Below are 18,908 nucleotides of genomic sequence, written 5' to 3'. Positions count from 1 at the left end.
CGCGGTCAGTTGCTGATCCGCGCAGTGCGCTGCATGCATGTGCAGCGCTATCGGACGCCGCCGACTGTGGTGCGCGACGACCGGCCTGTCAAGTTATCCACGCCCGATAAATGCGGCGATCGTCACACCGCGAAGAATGCGATCCTGCATTGGCGCGGGCATGCGCCTGCAACCGTCCCGCGCATCGGACAAACGGGAATGACGGCCGCTCGCCGATCCGGCGGAGATCCGGCGAAGGACCGCCGAATGATGCGGGCACCAGGACAACCGCCGACCGTGCACCGTCTGCAGCGTCGACCGATCCCCGCAAACCTTGATCAAGATCAATTCCATCAGCCCCGACACGCGGATGCTGTAGTCAGCGGCCAGCATCCAGTCGTTCGTGGAGCGAAACCATGGGCACGCAATCGGCATCGCCGGGTCCGGCGGAGCAGCGGCGAATGCCGCTGGTCGCCTTCGGACTGGCTCTGAGCCTGTTCTTGGCGATTTCCTTCGTCCTTTGCGTGCTGGGCTATCTCATCTTCCCTGACCTGCCGATAGCGCATTCGGTGCTTTCGACTTTGCTGCCGGGATTCGACCTGCTGACCTGGCCGGACTTCCTCCTCGGGCTGGCTGAAAGTTTCGCCTGGGGCGGGTACATCGCTATTTTGTTCGTACCGCGCTACAACTTTTTCGTTGTTCGCGGCCCATGAGGGGCGTGATCCATGAAGCCCGGCGTTCGTGAAAACGTCCCATGGGCGGGATTCGGGTCCATGCCACCGCCGCTGGCCAGACGCTGGCTCGCTTGCTCCGGAGTCTTTCTCCTCCCTCCGGTCGTCGCCGCGTTCTATCTGGCAACGGAACACCGCGGCTTCGGTGCCGCGGATCTGCGCTGGCGGCCGACGCTCCCGCTCGCCGCGCGTGCGTTGGCGAATTTGCGGGACCGGCATGCCCCGCGATCGTCGCAATGGCACGACGCAGGCGGCGACGATTCGTCTTCCAGCCGGTGAGGACGCAATGGGCGAGAAAGCGACGACGCGAAGGCGTGTGCTGCCTATCGGGCGGATGTGTTCTTCAGGCTGCGCGACCACCATCGAGAGATCCGTGGGAAAGCTGCCAGGGGTGCTGCACGCGTCGGCGAACTTCGCGGCCGGAACCCTCAATATCGCATATCGACCCGAGCAGGCCTCGCTCGCCGGCATCGTAGCGGCGATCCGCAGCCTTGGACTTGACTGCGGGGAGAGCCCGGACCGCGCCGAAGCGCCGTGCGAGGCCAAGGCGCGAACGGCGCCGGAGGAAGACTTGGCCGGTGCGTCCGCACGGATGGCGCATGTTCATCCAGAAAATGCGGACGGCCAGTCGCCGCCGCATAACGCCGGCGCGTCGCATGCGACGATGCACCATCGCGGCGATCTACACGCGGCCGCCCGCGACATGTGGCGTCGCTTCCTGGTCGCCTTGGCTTTCAGCATCCCGGTGTTCGTTTGGTCCCCCATGGGGCTCATGGCGCCGCCGGCGCCGCCGTTGGCGGTCGACCGAGAGGTATGGCTGTTCTTGCTAGCGTCCGGCGCCATCTTCTACCCGGGCTGGCCCTTCTTCCGGTCCGCGGTCCGGTCCCTTCGTCATGGCGTGCTGGACATGTCCGTGCTGGTGCTCCTGAGCGTCGGTACCGGCTACGGTTTCAGCCTAGGTTCGACGTTCTTCTTCGATGGACCGAACTTCTACGAGGCCTCGTCGGTCCTGCTGACGTTCGTCCTGCTCGGTCACTGGCTGGAGATGCGGGCCCGCGCCGGCGCCTCCGACGCCTTGCGCTCCTTGCTTCGCCTGTCGCCGCCTCGTGCGATAGTGCGGCGCGGTTCCGACGATATCGAAGTCAAGACCGAACAAGTCGCGGTCGGCGACATCGTAGTGGTGCGGCCGGGAGCCAAGGTTCCGGTCGACGGGGAAGTCGTCGAAGGCGGTTCTCAGGTCGACGAGTCCATGCTGACCGGCGAATCCATGCCGGTCAGCAAGAACGTCGGCAGCTGGGTGGTCGGCGGCTCGATCAACAAGAGCGGCGCATTCGCGTACCGGGCAACGCGGGTCGGGTCGGAGACTGCGTTGTCGCAGATCGTAAAGCTGGTGCAGGAAGCGCAGAACTCAAAGGCACCGGCCCAGTTGCTAGCCGATCGCGCCTCGCAGTGGCTGGTCCTTGCCGCCATCTTGATCGGAGCCGGCGCGTTCTTCGTCTGGTTCTGGTGGCTGGATGCGGGCCTTTTGTTCGCGTTGACGATGACGATCACCGTGTTCGTCATCGCATGCCCCGATGCGCTGGGCTTGGCGACGCCGATGGCCGTGATGATCGGCACCAGCTTAGGCGCCAGGGCGGGAATCCTGTTCAAACACGCCGAGGCCATCGAACAGTGCGCAAGGATCGATGTCATGGTCTTCGACAAAACCGGCACGCTTACGGTAGGCCGTCCGGAGGTAGTAGAAGTCGCAGTGGCCCCGGGCCATACCGAGGCGGAACTCGTCGCCTTGGCCGCGAGCGTCGAGGCACACTCCGAGCATCCGCTTGCCCAGGCGATTCTCGCTCGATCGGGCCCCGTTGCGCGCCGCGCGGAGGCCTTCGCCAACAGCGACGGACAGGGTGCCGCCGGAGTATTGGACGGACGCCGGCTGTTGGTGGGAAACAGCCAGCTCATGCGTCAAGGCGGAGTGGACTTGAGGCCGATGACAAGCGCGGCGGCGCGGCTGCAGGGAGGTGGTCGGACCGTCGTGTACGTGAGCCGAGAGGACGATCTTATCGGCCTGTTCGCCATCGCGGATGCGGTCCGCCCGAGTTCGCGGTCGGCTATCGACGCCTTGCACGCACGCTCGGTCAAGGTCGCGATGATCACGGGAGACAACCAAGCGACTGCGGCGCGCGTAGCCGGCGAGTTGGGAATCGACATCGTGCTGGCCGATGTTCTGCCCGGGCAAAAGGCGGACGAAATCGGAAAGCTGCAGGCGCAAGGTTACTCGGTCGGCATGGTCGGGGACGGAATCAACGACGCGCCCGCGCTGACCAAGGCCGATGTCGGCTTCGCCATCGGCGCCGGTACCGATGTCGCGATAGACAGCGCGGACATCGTCCTGATGCGCAGCGACCCCGGCGATGTGGTGAGCGCGATGAAGATCGCCTCCGGAACGTTGCGCAAGATGCATCAGAACCTGTGGTGGGCCGTCGGGTACAACGCAGTTGCATTTCCCCTGGCCGCAGGCGTGCTTTATCCATTCGTTCTGTCGCCCGAGATCGCCGCCCTGTCGATGTCGGGAAGCTCCGCCATCGTCGCGCTGAATGCGCTGCTGCTGCGACGGATGCGAGTTAGTGGCGCATGAGGAGAGGGGGGCCGCAAGCGCCCCCTTGAAGGCGCGAAACGCTGTTCTTGACGTCCTCCTGCTTCGCGCGGAGCGGGATCGGAGTCGCTTCTATTCGGCCAAGCCGTTCGATAGCAGGAGTGAACGAGGCCTGCACACAGAGCACAGGCGCCTCCCCGGCCCAGCCGCGACCATCGCGCATCGCCCGGAAGCGAGAACGCTTCCGGGCCCGCGCGCTCCCTAATAGGCCAGATATTCCAACCGCTTCTTGCGCAGCTCCGAAGGGTCTTCGTTCCTGACGTCGGCGCTGAAGCCTTGTCCGGTCATGGTGTCTTTGTTGATCAGGAAGCTGAAGATACTCGGACCCAGGCCGGTGTCTTTGTCCCTGGGATATTGCGCGTTGCCGTGGCACCCCATGCATCCGCCCATCACCAGTTGGTCGGATTTCGGCGGCAGCCCCTTCACGTTCCGGATGCTCGCCAACCCGCGCTTGGCCTCCAGGGTGAAATCCTGCTTGCCGGGGTGAGGGTCCTTGACGCCGCCCTTGAACAACTGGATGCCGGGTTGGCTGCTCTCGATCACGATGTTCGCCAGGTAATAATCCTGGGTCAGCGGATCGGGCTTGCTCGGCGTGATGGAGCTGTCTTCGTTGGTCGGCAATACCTGCAGCCCGACGAGGCGATAGTATCGCCACACCGAATCCTTGAACGCAGGCGTTTGGGCCATGGCTTGCTGGACTTCGGCGTTGACCGTACTGACATCGAAGGTCGCTACCGGCGGATTCTGGACTCTGACCGGACCGGAAAATCCGCGAGGCAGGTCGAACGAGCCGGGGACGACATCGTAGCCGTGGGCGGCGTCTATCGCGCCCGCCAAGGGCAGCGCGACCGCGGTCCGGCTGGTTCCGGAATTGAGGATGGCCGTCGGCCGCGTCCCCGGCGCTACCGATGCATCGTATTGCAGCTGGTCGTAGAGGTTGATGACATACAAGCCGGTGTCTTGCTGTCCCGGGGTGGTCAGACTGTCCACCTGCTCGAAGGTGGTGTAGACGAAGGTCGGGTAGTTCTCCATCTTGCGCAGGATGTGCACGCCGACCAGACCGAAGGTGGCCACCCGAGCCTGGGTCTTGCCGTTCTCTTTGTAGTAGTACAGCGCTTCGGCCGTGTGATAGCGGCCCGATGCGATCAGCTCGGGAGTCATTTCCCGCCAGGCCGACTTGACCTCCACGGATTCTCCCTGGTTCGTCCCGTTGGGCGGCAACTCCAGCGAGGTCGGCGGCTTGTCGGCGTTGTAGATGGACTTCACGTAATCGTATTCGACCGGGCTCACCTTGGCCTGGAACAAGATGATGTGGTCGTCCTGGGGGTTGGCCGACGGCGTGTTGCCGTTTTTCGGGAAGAAGATCTGGTTCTGGCCGATCTGGGTATTCTCGTCGAGATTGTTGAACCGGGCGTCGGTCGACGCGACCTTGACGCCTTCTTGGAAGACGTACTCGGGATCCAGGCTGGCCAGGTCCCCTTTGGGCGCCGAGCCCGCGGGGAACAGCTCGGACCGGTGAGCGAAGGTTTCCCAAAGCAACTGATTGCTGCTGAAGTTGGAATCGGCGGTTTTGCCGCTCTGATGGAAATCGACGGCGCCGGATGCGGCGAAGTTGCGGTCGGGGTCGATGAATCCCCGCATCACCGGGGTCTTGCCGGCGGCATCGGTGCCGTTCTTCTGTGCGGGGGAATTGAAGTAGATGAACTGCCGCCAGGCGAAGCGGGCGTACTCCGCGTGGGTGATGTTGGGCTTGTAGGGGTCGTAGTTGTACGCCGGCGGGGCCGCAGGCAGCGCCGCCGGGGTCGCGGTGAGGTCGGCCGGCGTGATTTTACTGCCGCCCGGAAACGACGTTTGTTGATCCTTGGCGATCGACGAAACGGCGGCCGTGGCTTCGGTTCTGGTACAGGATGTGGTCATCGCCAGCGCACTGGCGAGCGCGCCGAGCATAATGAGATTGGTCTTCATTGCCGCACTCCGTCGTTGTTGCGCTCCGTGCTGAATCCACGCGATCCATCGCGGCATCCATGGGAATTCATGAGGTATCGCGCCGCCCGCTTCAGTCGCGATCGGGGGCGCAGGCGGGATCAGCCCACGTACTGGTACCACTGGATAACGAAGTTGGTATCGTTGTAATCGTTATCGGTACCGTCTTCCGTCACGTACAGATTGCCCCCGCCGAGTACCTTGTTGATGAAGAACACGACAGGATTGCCCGCCGAGACCTTCGGAACGTAAGGCCCGCTGCTGCCGAACTGGACTTGCATCCCGTCCGCCATGGTGAACCTGCCGGCGCCGTTCTGGAGGAAGCCGACATTGACGCCGCTTCCCGAGATCGGGAAGGTCTCCTGAGTGCCGTCGAGGCAATAGAAACTGATGGGATTGCCGCTAGCGTCGATGACCTGGACGTACTGGGTGTATTCGGCCTGATGCATCGCTGTGAACGTCACAAGCTTGCCGTTGGGGATGTAGTCCAAGGATTGAGGGGCCGACCATTGGATGCCCACGATGGAATCTCCTTATATTGATTGGCTTCCGGGATTGGGTGAAGCGCCACCGCTGCCTTCGTCGGCTGTCTTGCCGCGGGCTCCAGGGAACCGGTGCGGCATCGCACGTGCTTGCCGGAAAGGACGCCCGAATGGGCGCTACCGTTCTGGCGTCCGTCTTAGGTTCGAGCATCTGGGTCTTAGCGCATCGCCAGCTACTACGCTGTCAAGCGCAAGCGACGGCCAATGTTTTTGGTCGATGCTTGATTAGCCTCACAAAATTCGCCTTCTATTTCGCGCCATTGCGACTTCGCTCGCAAAAGCATCCGTAGCCGACGAGTGCTAAGAGCTCCACGCGTACAGCAGTCGGATCGACGCTGATGCTTCGGAGAAAAAAGTCGGTTTGCCTTGAAAGCAGCCGACCACGAGATCATTCTCGCTAACGAGCTCTACGGCGAAGGGCGGCGTAGAGGACGGCATCGAATCGGCGTACAAGAACTCGGCGCTCGATGAACGCTACCAGCGCAAGGACTCAATCAACGGCAGCCGAGGCTCAACCCTGAATGCTCGACGGCCAGATGGTCGCAACCCGCAAGCTCTGTTCGAGCGAGGCTTCGCGGTAGTAGCGGCCTTTCGGGAGGTGAACGAAAAATGAACGCGCGAGTTCGGGCTGCGGCAGGGTCTTGAAACTGGCGAGGCGTCCCCTATTGAGCCGTCGGACGGGGTTGGCCGTCCTTATTGACCAGTGGAGACCTTGCCATGAACGCTATGGTTCGCAATCCCCAATGGCCGATGCAGACTGCGGCGAAGAGCAACGATCCGATGCGGCAACTTCTGGATCAGTTCTTCAACGACGCATTTCTGCGTAGCACCACGAGCGACGAATCGTCGGTCGTTACGAGCCAATGGGTACCGCTCGTCGACATCCTGGAGGAAAACGACAAATTCGTGATCCTCGCCGACCTTCCCGGCGTCGATCCCAAGGAGATCGACGTCCAAATGGAGAAGGGCATTCTGACCATTCGCGGCGACCGACGACTGGATCGTCAAGTGGAGTCGCAGTCTGTCGCCCGCAGCGAGCGTCGCACCGGCTCGTTCCATCGCCGATTCGCGCTGCCCGACAGTGCCGATCCCGATGGGATCTCGGCGTCCGGCCGCAACGGTGTTCTGGAGATCGTGATTCCCAAGCGACCGGAAACGACGCCGCGCCGCATCCCAGTGGGCTTGGTGCATAACGCCTGACCTTTTCAGCGGCCCGCGCTCGCGGGCCGCTTTTTTCACCAGCGGGGTCGCTATGGACCGCATCACCGAAGAGACCGTTTCCTCACTGCAGGCGCAAATCGCCGTTCAGCACTTAGTGCTTCTGAGTCTAGTGAAGACTCATCCATACCCCAATCAGCTATTGGAGAAATGGCGAGCGGTGCTGGCCGACTCCACCGAGTGCAAGTCGGCCCTACCGAGTACCAGCCGCGAGAGCGACTTAGTGCGTGAGCGATGCGACCGCTTCGCGGAAGAATGGACGGTCCAACTGGTAGACGTGGCGGTAGATCATTTATCTCAGAAGCCGACCTGATCGAGCGATCGATCCGCCAGCGTTCCGTCGCACGACGAGTACTGCCTGGAGCGGCATATCGCGCTGCCCGTAGCCGATCCCAGGCAACGAGGCTCCGGTCTTGCGCGACTGCCGAACCGATCCCGCCGGTCTTGATGTCGGCCAGGGTTCCGGTCTTGCGGAGCCGTTCGATCGCGTCGAGCACGTTCTGGCCGCCGGCCTGCTCAGCGGGGAGTCTTGCCATAGGCCCCGCTGCTGGAGCAGCCGGCCGAGCAGGAGAATACCCGTCATTACGATAGCCGCGATCCGCGGGCGCTTGCCTTGAGACGCTGAGCCAAGGCGAAGCACGTTGCATGTGCTTCCGAGCTCATCGGGATACGCCGCCCCGTTGAGCTTTTCACCCTTCGTCGAACGCCGACCTGCTGATTCCCCAAGGCAGCTCGCCCGCACTCGATGTGCAGTGCCTCAGCGTTGCGAACAAACAGTACGTATGGCGCGCACGCCTACCGACGGAGGTCGCAGGTCGTATCTGGTCACATATCGGCGACCGCATGAATGCATTCAGTGTACTTACTTGATGCCGGGCGGTTCGGCGGCGGCGATCACTGCCTGGCGACCCAAACGCACGGTGACGCAACGCCTACGGACGGCCGTCGACGGGCAGATGCCGGGAATATTCTGCCCCTCATCTCATTGATCGAAAAAGTAAATTCTGCCAGAGCGCTGCATGGCGCGCGGCGGCTGTTCGAGCTCGGGACGTGCCCGACTTATTCCCGCCTTTTCCCCTTTTCGACCTGGAAGCCACGCAGGCCGTTTGTCTAGTTTGGACTTGGCGCAAGGATGCGTCGAACGAAGTCCGGTCGAGACCGCCGGCTTCATCTGAACGGACGTTTCCCCGCCGCTTCCAACCAAGAGGATCTGCCATGCATTACCGCACCGCTTTGCTCGCGATCGGCCTTTCCCTGGCTTCTCTTCCCGCCTTCAGCCAAAGCTTCGTCTCATCGGAACGATACAGCGACAACCCGATGAACGGAGTCGGCGTAGCCCACAACGCCTACACCGGCTGCATGGCCGCGAACTACACCGGCGGCGGCGTCTCAGCGCATGTCGAGAACTTGGTCAAACGCTGCGGCACGCCGACCGAGGGCGACGACGCCGGGTTCATCCGAAAGCACATTGAACTGGCTAATGCGACCCGCGGCGACACCCGCTTGTCGATGGCGGAGAATCTGCGCGCGTACCGCTCCAGTTTCACCGTCGAGCAGTTCGCCTATTTCGAAGACGTGGACCGCATCCTGGCCGAAGCGGCCAGCCCGGAAGAAGCCGATCGCGGCCTGAAGGCACTGGAGGATCAGGCCATCAAGTACCTGGGCCGCAGCGATGACGACCTGGCGGTACTCGGCGCGATCAGCACCGCTCGGCATTCGACCGAGTTGTGGACCCAGCAGAATCCCATCGCTGCTTCGGCGCAGGGCAAGATTCCGGGATGGCTGCAGGTGGCGATCGCCGATGCCACCGGCTTCGTAAGCGGGGTGAAGGCCTGCGGCAAGCTTTGCGGCTGGGTCAACGCGGCCATCCAATCGATTTCGACCGCCTTCGAAGTCTGGGGCGACAACGATTGATCGCTGGTGCGGGGGCCCGGCAACGGGCCTCCCGCTCGGCCAGCCTTCCCAAACGGCGCCCCGTGCGTCAAGCAGAGGCAACGAGGGCCGCTCCACCGCTAACGAGCCAGAGGACTCCTCATGAAACTTCTTGCCACCTCCCTGGGCATCGCCTTGTCCTTGGCGTCCTTGCCCGGCGCATGTCAAAGTTTTCCGTCGTCAGAAAATTACAGCTACAACCCTATGCATGGCGTAGGCGTGGCGCATAACGCTTATGCGGGCTGCTTGATAGTCAACTACGCCGGTGGCGGCGAACTCGTTCTCGCCGATTCGCTGGTGCGGAAATGCGGCGCGCGCAAGGACGAAGATGCCGATGAATTTGTTCGCGAGTATGCGCAGATCGCCGGCAGTCTTCGCCCAGATCCGCGCCTGACGCTGGCCGACAACCTGCGTTCGCTGCACAGCCGCTTCGATCCCGCGCAGTTCGCCTATTTTAAAGATATCGACCGGGTCTTCGCCGGCGCAGCCGACCCCGAGGCCGCGAGTCGGGAGCTGAAGGCGCTCGAAGCGAAGGCGATAGGACAGCTCGGACGCAGCGACGGCGATCTGGAAGTTCTGGCCGCGATCGCAACCGCCCGATACTCACTGGAACTGTGGTCGCGACAGCGGCCGCTCGTCACCACGGCAGGGCGAAGCTTTCCTTGGGAAGTCGTCGCAGCGGACGTCGCCGGTCTGCTGCTCGGCAACGCCGCTTGCGGGCGGGAGTGCGGCGTCTTGGTGTCGACGGTGTTTTCGGCAGTCGCTGCCCTCCAGGACCTGCAGCAACTGGACAAGTCCGTGCGGTAAGGCGGCGTGGTCGCAAGATTCGCGTTGCTGGCCGCACGTCGGTCCAGCGCTTGGCACCTGCACTTCACGTAATTGCACGTCATGTCCGGGGCCGCGCCCGCGGCCGGACTTGTCGGTGCCCATGAACGCGCGCAGCGTCGCCCGCATCCACGTGTATCGGGAGCCCGCGTCGAAGAACGCGCTGCCCCAGGGCCACGTTGATCGAACTCGCCCGTCCCGGCGCCGCGCGCGGCTACAACCCTGCACGAGGCCGTGCTGACTGCCAAGCTCGGCAGTGTCTGCCGCTTCGCCCATCTCGACATCGCCCTCGCGTTGCTGCGAACCCTGCGCGCGGCCGCGGTCGAGGTACGCCTGGCCGAGGCCGCGACGGCGCCAACGGCTGCGACGCGCACCCGGTCGCCGCGCGATCCCCACACGTGAGCCGCCCGTATGCGCCTGCCGATTCGCTGAAGCGTCCTCGTTCTTTCGAGTCACTTGAAACTAGAGGTAGATGGCAAGTTTTCCATCGCGTAGTGATGTGGTGAAAGGCCGCCCATCGATCGGCGCGGTCGATGGTGGGTGTAACGGTGGCGCCAGTCCTCGGCAATGCGCCGGGCTTCATCCAGCGCGATGAAAGCGAACCGGTCCAGCGATTCGGCGCGGAACGTGCGGTTGAATCGCTCGATGTAGGCGTTCTGGGGCGGCTTTCCGGGCTGGATCTGGACCAGATCGACGCTGTGGCGCTTGGCCCATTGCTTCAATGTGGCGCTGATGAGCTCCAGGCCATTGTCCAAACGCAATCGTTTGGGGCGCCACGCACCTCGTTAGTGAATCGACTCTTGCGCACGTCCGTCCTCGTGGGTTGGCGGACTTTACAGCTTTACGTGGTATGGCTCAGTGGGGGGGCGGATCAACTAGTACAAATGCGGAGGTAGAACTAGGAATATTCTTAGATAATTTAGCCATGCGTGCACATTCATGGTGCGTTGTGGCTTCCGACAGAAATATTCGCGAACCCTCGCGCATGCAAGGGTCGGTCGACGAGCTTCACAGCCCGCTTGCAAGGCCGAAGGTTAAGGGGCTAGTGGTAAATCGCAGCGCGCGGGTCGCCCGTTGCGAGCCAAGGAAATCAAACAACGGAAACCAATGGAACGATGCCATGACTTCAAAAGCTAGTGCTTCCCTACGCCCCCTGATCGCATTCGGTGTCTTGGCTCTCGGCTCCTACGCCCAGGCCGGTCAGCCCTTGTTTGTGGGAGAAATCAAACCGTCGGCGACGAGCTTGCGCGTGACGGGTGCGGCCGGATCTCCGGGCGCTTCGCAATTGCGGATAATGAAACTCAACGCCGCGACGGTATCGGAGAATAGCTCTGAAATCGAGGTCGATCTCGGCGGAGATCGAGTGACCTTGGTGTTGGAAAGCGCAAGGCATACGGACAGCGGCAGCCTACTTTGGGTCGGCCATGTACGCGAAACCTCAAAGTCGCGCCGTATGACCGGACGCGAGGTGGTTCACGACGCGCTGAATTCCGTGATTTTGGTGCGTCGCGGCGACAACGTCACCGGCAGCGTGCGTATCAACGGCGCGCTGTTCAGCATCCGCCCGTTGTCGAATGGCGAACACGCCGTGGAGCGTGTCGAGGAGTCGGCTTCAGGGCACGACGAAGTGTTGAGCTCGCCGGGAGGTGCGCCAAAGCCAGCGCAATCGTACCCGCAACGCCTGGCGACTGGTGCGGTCGGTCCTGCCGCGTTGAACGCGGGCGAGCAGGTAACCATCCGCGTGATGGCAGCTGTTACCAAAGATGCGATCGCTAGCTATGGCGCGGACATTCGTTCCTTGGTGGAGCGCGGCATCGCGGAAGCTAATCTTGGCTACAGCAATTCTAGGACCGGGATTACGCTCGAGCTGACGAGCAACATCCTGGAAATGGATTATCCGTCGGGTTCCGATCAATTTGTCAATTTAGAACGAGCGATCAATCCAGCTGACGGCTATATGGACCAGATCCATACGGCGCGAAACGCAGAGTCCGCCGATGTTGTTTTGCTGATAACTCGCCCACAAGGGTTTATTTCCGGCATAGCCCATTTGAATGCCGATGAGTCGAAGGCGATTGCTCTGGTGTCCGTACATAGCATGATCAACAACTATACGGTCGGCCACGAAATATCCCATTTGCTAGGGGCTGGCCACGATAGCTATACCAACCCCGGCGGCAACAGCTACTTCCGCTACGGCCAAGGTCATTGCGCGGCGGACGGATCGCTCGGCACCATCATGACCTATGCTTGGAGTTGTCCCGGTTGGTCGGTCAGCTCGGCGCGAGTGAATTACTATTCCAGCCCGGAACTTACCTATAACGGTCGTAGCCTCGGCACCGCTGATTTGAACGATAATCGGCGCGTTCTGATCGAGAACAAGCATCGTGTAGCTGCTTTTCGCGGAGCGGCGCCGGTGAACCTAGCCCCGGTTGCAGACTTCTCTTTTACGGCCAAGGACCTGGCAGTGACTTTCGCGGACCGATCGGTTGATAGCGATGGCAGCATCGTGTCCCGGAGTTGGAGCTTCGGCGATGGCACTTCGTCGACCGACGCTGCGCCAAGCCGAACCTACGCCAAAGCCGGTACTTATACCGTTACCCTGACGGTAACCGACAATCGTGGAGTCAGTCGTTCGACTAGCAAATCGGTGACGGTTTCGGCACCGGTATCCAGCGGCGCATCCTTGAGCAATCGCGTGCCCGTCACTGGTATTTCGGGTTCTATGGGGAGCTATCAGCATTGGACCCTGCTCGTGCCGCCGGGTGCGTCGCGGCTGAAATTTTCGATCAGCGGATACAGCGGCGATGCCGACTTGTACGTCAAATACGGCTCCGCACCGACCACGACCAGCTACGACTGCCGCGCGAACCTGGGGGCGGGCGCAGAGACCTGCAACATACCTACCTCGCAAGCAGGCACTTATCATGTGATGGTGAACGGTTGGTCCGCGTTCTCCGGAATGAGCTTGGTCGGCAGCTATGAGGAAGGCGGTGCGGCAGTTCTAGTCAACGGCGTTGCACAGACCGGCTTGTCTGGGGCTACGGGAAGCTATCGGTTCTGGACCATGCAGGTGCCGTCGGGGGCGTCCAATGTGCAGTTCGCCACCAGTGGCTACACCGGCGATGCTGACCTCTACGTCAAGTACGGTTCCGCACCGACGCCGACAAACTACGACTGCCGCGCGTACTTGGGAGCCGGTGCGGAAACCTGCCGGCTGTCCGATTCGAAAGCCGGTACCTATCATATTCTGGTGAACGGCTATACGGCCTATTCCGGTATGCGTCTGGTTGGCAGCTACGCGACCAGCGACAGTCCGAGCGGATCGTTCGGAACGCTGAGTAACGGTGTTTCCGTGAACAATGTCGCTGGCGCACAGGGAAGCTATCAATACTGGGCTATGACGGTTCCGTTCGGAGCAACGGATCTGGTCTTCACGATAAGCGGGTACCGCGGCGACGCGGATCTATACGTCAAGCGTGGCTCATCTCCGACCGCAACGAACTACGAATGTCGTGCCAACCTCGGTAGCGGCCTGGAAACCTGTCGGATCTCCAATGTCCAGGCTGGCACATACTACGTAATGGTGAACGGCTGGTCCGATTTCTCGGGGATGAGTGTGGCAGGAAGCTACCGATAGTGGCGGCGTCTTACTAAGACGAACTTTAGGCGCGTGATCCAAGGCGCCGTGCGGGTCGCACGGCGCCTTTTCATCGTCTGGTCTTGTGGTCGAATCCGCCCTGCGGCGCGTCAATTCAGAAGTTAACCGTATGATGCACATCCGCTTGGTGGTCGGTGGACTTTCCGAAGACCATCGCACTTTGTCCGGCTTGGTTGTCGAAGCCAGAGTGCTGCGCGATGCCGGCGCGCTGACGATGCACGAGGAAGCCGTCTTGCAGGGCACTACGATTGACTTAATACGAATCTGCGTTGTCCGCCATATGGCGCTTCGGACTGGCCCAACGCAGTGGCTGTGTCACTTCCGCGTAAACTCACTCCATCAATAGCCAGAGGTCTCCAGGCAAACTAGCCCGAAGGAGACCAAGATGCGCAAGAGCAAGTTCACGGAAAGCCAGATCGTCGCGACACTCAAGCAGGTCGAAGGCGGCCGCCAAGTCAAGGACGTCTGTCGGGAGTTAGGCATTTCCGAGGCGACGTACTACGTGTGGAAATCCAAGTACGGCGGCATGGAGGCGGCGGATGTGCAGCGGCTGCGGGATTTGGAAGCCGAACAAGCTCAAACGGATGTACGCCGAACTGGCGATGGAAAACCATGCCTTGAAGGATGTCATCGCAAAAAAGCTCTGATCCCGGCGCACCAGCGCCCGCTGGCCGCGTGGTTGATGGAACACTACGACTGGAGCGAGCGCCGGGCTTGTACGGCGATCGGCCTGTCGCGATCGACGGTGCGCTATCGAAAGCGGCCGGATCGCGACGAGGAAGTCATTGCGCTGTTGGCGGAGCTGGCAGAACGGTTTCCCGAGCGCGGATTCGACAAGCTGTTTCAGTTGATACGGCGCCGGGGGCAGCCTTGGAACCACAAGCGAGTGTGGCGGGTGTATTGCTTGATGCAGCTCAATCACCGACGTCGCGGCAAGAAACGACTACCTAGCCGGCATCCTTTGCCACTGGTAGCCGGCGAGTAGATCAACGGGAGTTGGTCGATCGACTTCATGTCCGACGCGCTGTGGGATGGCCGACGCTTTCGCACCTTCAATGTCATCGACAACTTCAGTCGCGAAGCATTGGCGATCGAAGTCGATCTGAATCTACCGGCTACCCGAGCCGTCCGCACCTTGGAGCGCGCTGCCGCTTGGCGCGGTTACCCCCGCAAGCTGCGGTTGGACAACGGCCCGGAGTTCATCGCCTTGGCGCTGGCCGAGCGGGCTGAGCGCAAAGGGATCGCCCTGGATTTCATCGAGCCGGTCCGGCCGATGCAGAACGGCTTTATCGAACGCTTCAACGGCAGCTACCGACGCGGCGTGTTGGACATGCACGTATTTCGAACCCTGAACGAGGTTCGCGAACACACCGAACAGCGGCTGTGCGACTACAACGGCGAGATACCCCATGACAGCCTGGGCGGTCTAACACCCGCCGAGTTCCGAGTTCGGAACGACCCGGCGACCTCTAGTGTTGGTTGGCACTGATTTGCGGGGAGGTGACAGCGGCGCCCTCGTGCGCCCAAGGAATTTGACAGATGTCGAAGAACAGTCCGTTCCGCAATCCTGCGTTCTTGGTTAGCACGCTGAGGGCGGCGATCAATCTCCTGCTCAATCAGCACTGTCGCCTGGACGATGAGTGTCTCAACAGCAAATGGGGCTAAGACAATTGCCCATTCCAAGGCCAGCGGAGAGGTAATACGTTGAAATGAATGTGCGGTCCTGCCTTTTGTCGTTTGGTCCTTTTGTTCTTCGGCGAAAGCGTCGTCAGCACATTTTGGTTGTTATCCGCATACAGAACTAAGTCGAAGGATGATGAATGAAACGCAACGTGTCGATCGCGATATCTCTGTGTCTTCTTGCCAGCGCCAGCAGTATGGCCGCCGAACTAGAAACCTATACCTGGGCGTTGGACAGGAACAGCAACTCAGAGGGTTTCGACTATCTCTTGGGTAACAACCCCATTGTCTCGTCGAATCGGCCCGCGCCATCTAGTGTTCCGCTGAACACCGACATGGCCTCAAGGTGGATGGTTGACGGTCGTGTCGACCCCGGAGCCGAATTCACGGCGATATATCGAACCCGTTCTCATGCCGTCAAAGCCTATCCGGAAGGCGCGCCTCCGCCAGTGACCTTCAATAACTGGGCCTTCATCCGCAAGATGATCTTCATGGGGGGAGAGCAGGATACGGGGGCTCATGTGATCGCTCCCGACCCCAACTGGGTCAGCGCGGCGCATGAGAACGGGGTCAAGATCTACGGCACCGTGTACATCGATGCCGAAAAGGGCAACGATGGAATGGTCAATACGCTGATCGGTTCATTGAAGGATCCCTGGAACTGGGATGCAACCGAACTGGCGGACTTCAATATCGACGCGCTGCTCCGACTGGAGGAGATCGCCAAGCAGCTGAAACTGGACGGCTGGTTCCTCAACATTGAGCAAGGTTTTGCGAATTCGAATTCGCAGGACACCATTCAGATGCGGCGTCTGTTGAATCACATCTTTCCAAAGTTCAAGGCCAGAGGTGTGGAGTTCATCGTCTATACGGGGTCGTCCGATAAAACGCTTGGCGGAGTCGTTACCGACGCGCATATCGCGGATTTCGGCAAAACCAACCCCACTTTCCATGGTCTGGACCTCGCGCTCGGCATCGACCCCGAATACACCAAGAAGAAGTTCGAGGGTCAAGAAAAGACATATCTGATGTACTTGGACGAAGTTTTTCTTCGCAACACGCCGAAAGGCAGAACGTGGCCGCTGAGGATCAAGGCTGCCCAAGCGACCCAATGCCAGTATTTTAACGGGGCGGGCGAATGGCCGGGCTTCAAGCAGTACGCGCAAGCCCGCTATCCGATCGGGAAGGATGAGACTGCGTTGTGTGGCGGCGATACGAGTTCGCCGCTTCCCACTACGGTAGTCAAAATCAATCTGCAGTCGGTGATTCCAGATCCCTGGACTAACCCGAATGAGCAGAGTTGGCAAGTCACCGCCAAAAACTCGGGCCAACAATGCGCCGGCAACTGCTATCTGGAATTCTCGGAAGACGGTCTGCAGGCCGAAGTGCTTGAGTTCAACAATCCCCTGGAGTATCAGGAAAACGCGACCTCCTGGGTGAGCACGCGCAGCGATATCCTCGCATGGTCCGGCTGGGCGGACAGCGATCCTCGCATCAACTTCCTCGATCCGTTGTTTGCCCAGTACATGCCCGCATTCAAGTGGTGGGAAAAGGAAGCGCCCAGGACCTCTGGCGACGGGCGCGGAAACATCCGCTCCAATAACGTCATCGACATTCACCCGCATGTATGGAACTACCGGGCGAATCCAGTGTCGAATCCGCAGCAGGGCGTGACCTGTAACCGGGTGACCGCCGAGCAGGCCGCTCATTACGGCGTGGCCCAAGATCGGTCCTGCATCCTCCAGGTGCCTACCCATAAGGTGGTTGAAGCCATCCCGAGCTATTCGAATGGCTATGAAGCCTACGGCCAATTTCCCTTGCTCGACTTGGTGATGCAAATCAATCGGGAGGGATTTTCTTATTATAATTTCTACAACGAATTATGGGCCAAGGGGACAGCTCCTCAATAAGCTCATGCCCGGCCATGTTCAAGCGTAGTCGCTGGTCTTGGCCATAGCGCGCTCCTAGCGCAATCCATTCCCAACAAGGCAAAGTGAAGATGACGGGGGCGGCATTCGGCCGCCCCCGCAGCCCCGCCCTCCCTTCGGACTCGGTCCGAAGGCGTGCATTTCTTTACGAGTTTCGTCTTGGTCGTCGACCCAACGTCCATGGCCAAGACGCGGTTCGCGGAATGTATGAGAGTGAACAAGGGATATTTATGTGAGTGCGAGGGTGGTCAAATCCCCCCTCCTCGGGTCGCTATCCCTTCATGTGGAGATGGTGCTTGCGAGCGGGCGCGTGCGATTTCGGAGTGAAGCGTCCTCGTTCTTTCGAGTCATTTGAAAGTAGAGGTAGGTGACGAGTTTGCCACCGCGTAGTGATGTGGCGAAAGCCCGCCCAGCGAACGGTGCGGGCGATGATGGTTGTAACGGTGGCGCCAGTCCTCGACCATGCGCCTGACCTCATCGAGCGTGGTGAACACGAACCGGTCCAGCACTTCGGTGCGGAACGTACGATTGAACCGCTCGATGTAGGCGTTCTGGGTCGGCTTGCCGGGCTGGATGTGGACCAGATCGACGCTATGACGCTTGGCCCATTGCTTCAATGCCTCGCTGATGAACTCCGGGCCATTGTCCAAACGTAACCGCTTGGGTGTGCCGCGCACCTCGACGAGTTCGTCCTGGGCGCGAACGATACGGGCCGATGGCAGGCTGCTGTCGATGTCGATCGACATCGATTCCCGGTTGAAGTCGTCGTTGACGTTGAAGGTGCGAAATCGCCGGCCAGACCACAGCGCATCGGACATGAAGTCGGCGGACCAGGTGTGGTTGGGGCGGATGGGACCTCCAGCGGCTCCCTGATCCGCTCGGGCAGGCGCCGCTTGCCGCGCCGCGGCAAGTTGAGCTTCAACGCGGTGTACACGCGCCAGGCTCGCGTCTTGCCCCAGCCCTGCGGTCGCAGCACACCGTCGAACAGCAACCCGAAGCCGTGGCCCGGGTTGTCCTTCAGATGCAGTTCGATAGCCGCGATCAACGGCCCATCGTCGCGAACGCGCGGGCGGTAATGCCGCGCCGAACGAGACAGACGCAGCGTTCGATCGGCACGTCGGGCACTCAGCCCGTGATCGGTTTGCATCGCCAAGCTCAGCTCCAGCCGCCGAGCCTGGCTTAGAGCTTTCGCGACATGACGTCCTTGAGCGCGTGGTGCTCCAAGGCCAGGTCGGCGTACATGCGCTTCAACCGGGCCAATTCGGCTTCGACGTCCTTCAGGTGCCGAAGCTGCGACACCTCCAGGCCGGCGTACTTCGATTTCCAGACGTAGTACGTCGGCTCGCTGATCCCGTGCTTGCGGCAGGTCTCTCCGACCTTCGCACCGGCCTCGACTTCTTTCAGGATTCGGACGATCTGTTCTTCGCTGAACTTCGACTTTTTCATGCAGAGCTCCTTGGTGGGGAACTCTACTTCCAATTGGATCGAATTAACGAGGACGCTTCAGGTGGCCCCTCGCCTTTTCGCCAACTTATTGTGTTGACTACTCTGGGGTTTCGTAGGCATCTCGTAATCCGAGCCTAGGCTTAAGTGGAGCTGCTTATGAGCGCACAGCAGTCCGCTGATGAGTTCAATGTCGAAGCGACTCGGCAGATCGTGGATTACGAACGGCCGGTTACTAGATTGCGCAGATGGCTCGGAGTGTCGTCCACAGCCTGTATGGCTGATGGCACCGGCCAGTCGCTGACCGTGTACGGCCGGGTCGCGCCGCAGACCGCCACG

General features: G+C 61.0%; 14 protein-coding genes and 3 pseudogenes. 12 read left to right on the top strand and 5 right to left on the bottom strand.

Annotated elements, in window-relative coordinates; translation table 11 throughout:
* Positions 1 to 93: 93 nt before the first annotated feature.
* Positions 94 to 372, bottom strand: coding sequence for a hypothetical protein (locus tag TX83_RS08955; protein ID WP_079248131.1), 279 nt, complete (start codon positions 370 to 372; stop codon positions 94 to 96).
* Positions 373 to 395: 23 nt separating this feature from the next.
* Here TX83_RS08955 and TX83_RS08950 point away from each other — a divergent pair, with 23 nt between their 5' ends.
* Together TX83_RS08950 and TX83_RS08945 are read left to right on the top strand one after the other, a co-directional pair.
* The gene (locus TX83_RS08950; RefSeq protein WP_079248130.1) at positions 396 to 692 is read left to right on the top strand and encodes a DUF5676 family membrane protein; all 297 of its coding nucleotides are present in this window, start codon (positions 396 to 398) and stop codon (positions 690 to 692) included.
* Between the two features lie 235 nt (positions 693 to 927).
* Positions 928 to 3,339, top strand: a complete 2,412-nt coding sequence (locus TX83_RS08945; RefSeq protein WP_261370079.1) for a heavy metal translocating P-type ATPase — start codon at positions 928 to 930, stop codon at positions 3,337 to 3,339.
* A 219-nt stretch (positions 3,340 to 3,558) separates the two neighbouring features.
* Here the strand turns inward: TX83_RS08945 and TX83_RS08940 are convergent, their stop codons facing one another.
* Together TX83_RS08940 and TX83_RS08935 are read right to left on the bottom strand one after the other, a co-directional pair.
* Positions 3,559 to 5,322 (bottom strand): hypothetical protein, encoded by a 1,764-nt coding sequence (locus TX83_RS08940; RefSeq protein WP_064747606.1) that lies wholly within the window; start codon positions 5,320 to 5,322, stop codon positions 3,559 to 3,561.
* 119 nt (positions 5,323 to 5,441) lie between these two features.
* A complete protein-coding gene (locus tag TX83_RS08935) occupies positions 5,442 to 5,861 on the bottom strand; it encodes a hypothetical protein (RefSeq protein ID WP_141233434.1) in 420 nt (139 codons plus the stop codon).
* Between the two features lie 375 nt (positions 5,862 to 6,236).
* Here TX83_RS08935 and TX83_RS24205 point away from each other — a divergent pair.
* The 6 genes and pseudogenes from TX83_RS24205 to TX83_RS23290 form a co-directional block, all read left to right on the top strand.
* Positions 6,237 to 6,353, top strand: a pseudogene (locus tag TX83_RS24205) (hypothetical protein); the annotation flags it as partial.
* Positions 6,354 to 6,608: 255 nt separating this feature from the next.
* On the top strand, positions 6,609 to 7,082 hold the full coding sequence (locus TX83_RS08930; RefSeq protein ID WP_428992550.1) for an Hsp20/alpha crystallin family protein: 474 nt from the start codon (positions 6,609 to 6,611) through the stop codon (positions 7,080 to 7,082).
* Between the two features lie 52 nt (positions 7,083 to 7,134).
* Complete coding sequence (locus TX83_RS22675; RefSeq protein WP_141233432.1) at positions 7,135 to 7,413, top strand: hypothetical protein; 279 nt, start codon at positions 7,135 to 7,137, stop codon at positions 7,411 to 7,413.
* 902 nt (positions 7,414 to 8,315) lie between these two features.
* Positions 8,316 to 9,014: a hypothetical protein gene (locus TX83_RS08925; RefSeq protein WP_064747603.1), complete on the top strand. Its 699-nt coding sequence runs from the start codon at positions 8,316 to 8,318 to the stop codon at positions 9,012 to 9,014.
* A 120-nt stretch (positions 9,015 to 9,134) separates the two neighbouring features.
* Positions 9,135 to 9,839: a hypothetical protein gene (locus TX83_RS08920; RefSeq protein ID WP_141233431.1), complete on the top strand. Its 705-nt coding sequence runs from the start codon at positions 9,135 to 9,137 to the stop codon at positions 9,837 to 9,839.
* A gap of 252 nt (positions 9,840 to 10,091) precedes the next feature.
* Entirely contained in the window at positions 10,092 to 10,259 is a 168-nt protein-coding gene (locus tag TX83_RS23290) for a hypothetical protein (protein ID WP_186442560.1), read from the top strand.
* A gap of 50 nt (positions 10,260 to 10,309) precedes the next feature.
* On the opposite strand, the gene TX83_RS08915 is transcribed toward TX83_RS23290, so the two are convergent.
* Positions 10,310 to 10,612 carry an integrase core domain-containing protein gene (locus tag TX83_RS08915; protein WP_064747601.1) on the bottom strand — a complete coding sequence of 101 codons (303 nt, stop codon included), beginning with the start codon at positions 10,610 to 10,612 and terminating at the stop codon, positions 10,310 to 10,312.
* 365 nt (positions 10,613 to 10,977) lie between these two features.
* On the opposite strand from TX83_RS08915, the gene TX83_RS08910 reads away from it, so the two are divergent.
* The 3 genes and pseudogenes from TX83_RS08910 to TX83_RS08895 all read left to right on the top strand — a co-directional run bounded on the left by TX83_RS08910 (position 10,978) and on the right by TX83_RS08895 (position 17,108).
* On the top strand, positions 10,978 to 13,497 hold the full coding sequence (locus TX83_RS08910) for a pre-peptidase C-terminal domain-containing protein (protein WP_186442559.1): 2,520 nt from the start codon (positions 10,978 to 10,980) through the stop codon (positions 13,495 to 13,497).
* A 406-nt stretch (positions 13,498 to 13,903) separates the two neighbouring features.
* Positions 13,904 to 15,007: pseudogene (locus TX83_RS08900) on the top strand (IS3 family transposase).
* Between the two features lie 331 nt (positions 15,008 to 15,338).
* On the top strand, positions 15,339 to 17,108 hold the full coding sequence (locus tag TX83_RS08895; protein WP_079248128.1) for an endo-beta-N-acetylglucosaminidase: 1,770 nt from the start codon (positions 15,339 to 15,341) through the stop codon (positions 17,106 to 17,108).
* Between the two features lie 365 nt (positions 17,109 to 17,473).
* On the opposite strand, the pseudogene TX83_RS08890 reads toward TX83_RS08895, so the two are convergent.
* Positions 17,474 to 18,572 (bottom strand): annotated as a pseudogene (locus TX83_RS08890) (IS3 family transposase).
* Between the two features lie 156 nt (positions 18,573 to 18,728).
* Here TX83_RS08890 and TX83_RS23660 point away from each other — a divergent pair.
* Positions 18,729 to 18,908 (top strand): hypothetical protein (locus TX83_RS23660; RefSeq protein WP_222423741.1); only part of this gene is annotated, 180 nt, incomplete at its 3' end.

This window comes from Lysobacter antibioticus HS124, assembly GCF_000336385.2.
In the GTDB taxonomy this organism is placed as follows: domain Bacteria; phylum Pseudomonadota; class Gammaproteobacteria; order Xanthomonadales; family Xanthomonadaceae; genus Lysobacter; species Lysobacter firmicutimachus.
This window is presented reverse-complemented; position numbering and strand designations above follow the sequence as displayed.

What these genes read in the sequence shown, in the direction of transcription:
- TX83_RS08955 (WP_079248131.1), bottom strand. Translation starts at nt 372, where the DNA reads ATGCTGGCCGCTGACTACAGCATCCGCGTGTCGGGGCTGATGGAATTG.
- TX83_RS08950 (WP_079248130.1), top strand. Translation starts at nt 396, where the DNA reads ATGGGCACGCAATCGGCATCGCCGGGTCCGGCGGAGCAGCGGCGAATG.
- TX83_RS08945 (WP_261370079.1), top strand. Translation starts at nt 928, where the DNA reads ATGCCCCGCGATCGTCGCAATGGCACGACGCAGGCGGCGACGATTCGT.
- TX83_RS08940 (WP_064747606.1), bottom strand. Translation starts at nt 5,322, where the DNA reads ATGAAGACCAATCTCATTATGCTCGGCGCGCTCGCCAGTGCGCTGGCG.
- TX83_RS08930 (WP_428992550.1), top strand. Translation starts at nt 6,609, where the DNA reads ATGGTTCGCAATCCCCAATGGCCGATGCAGACTGCGGCGAAGAGCAAC.
- TX83_RS22675 (WP_141233432.1), top strand. Translation starts at nt 7,135, where the DNA reads ATGGACCGCATCACCGAAGAGACCGTTTCCTCACTGCAGGCGCAAATC.
- TX83_RS08925 (WP_064747603.1), top strand. Translation starts at nt 8,316, where the DNA reads ATGCATTACCGCACCGCTTTGCTCGCGATCGGCCTTTCCCTGGCTTCT.
- TX83_RS08920 (WP_141233431.1), top strand. Translation starts at nt 9,135, where the DNA reads ATGAAACTTCTTGCCACCTCCCTGGGCATCGCCTTGTCCTTGGCGTCC.
- TX83_RS08910 (WP_186442559.1), top strand. Translation starts at nt 10,978, where the DNA reads ATGACTTCAAAAGCTAGTGCTTCCCTACGCCCCCTGATCGCATTCGGT.
- TX83_RS08895 (WP_079248128.1), top strand. Translation starts at nt 15,339, where the DNA reads ATGAAACGCAACGTGTCGATCGCGATATCTCTGTGTCTTCTTGCCAGC.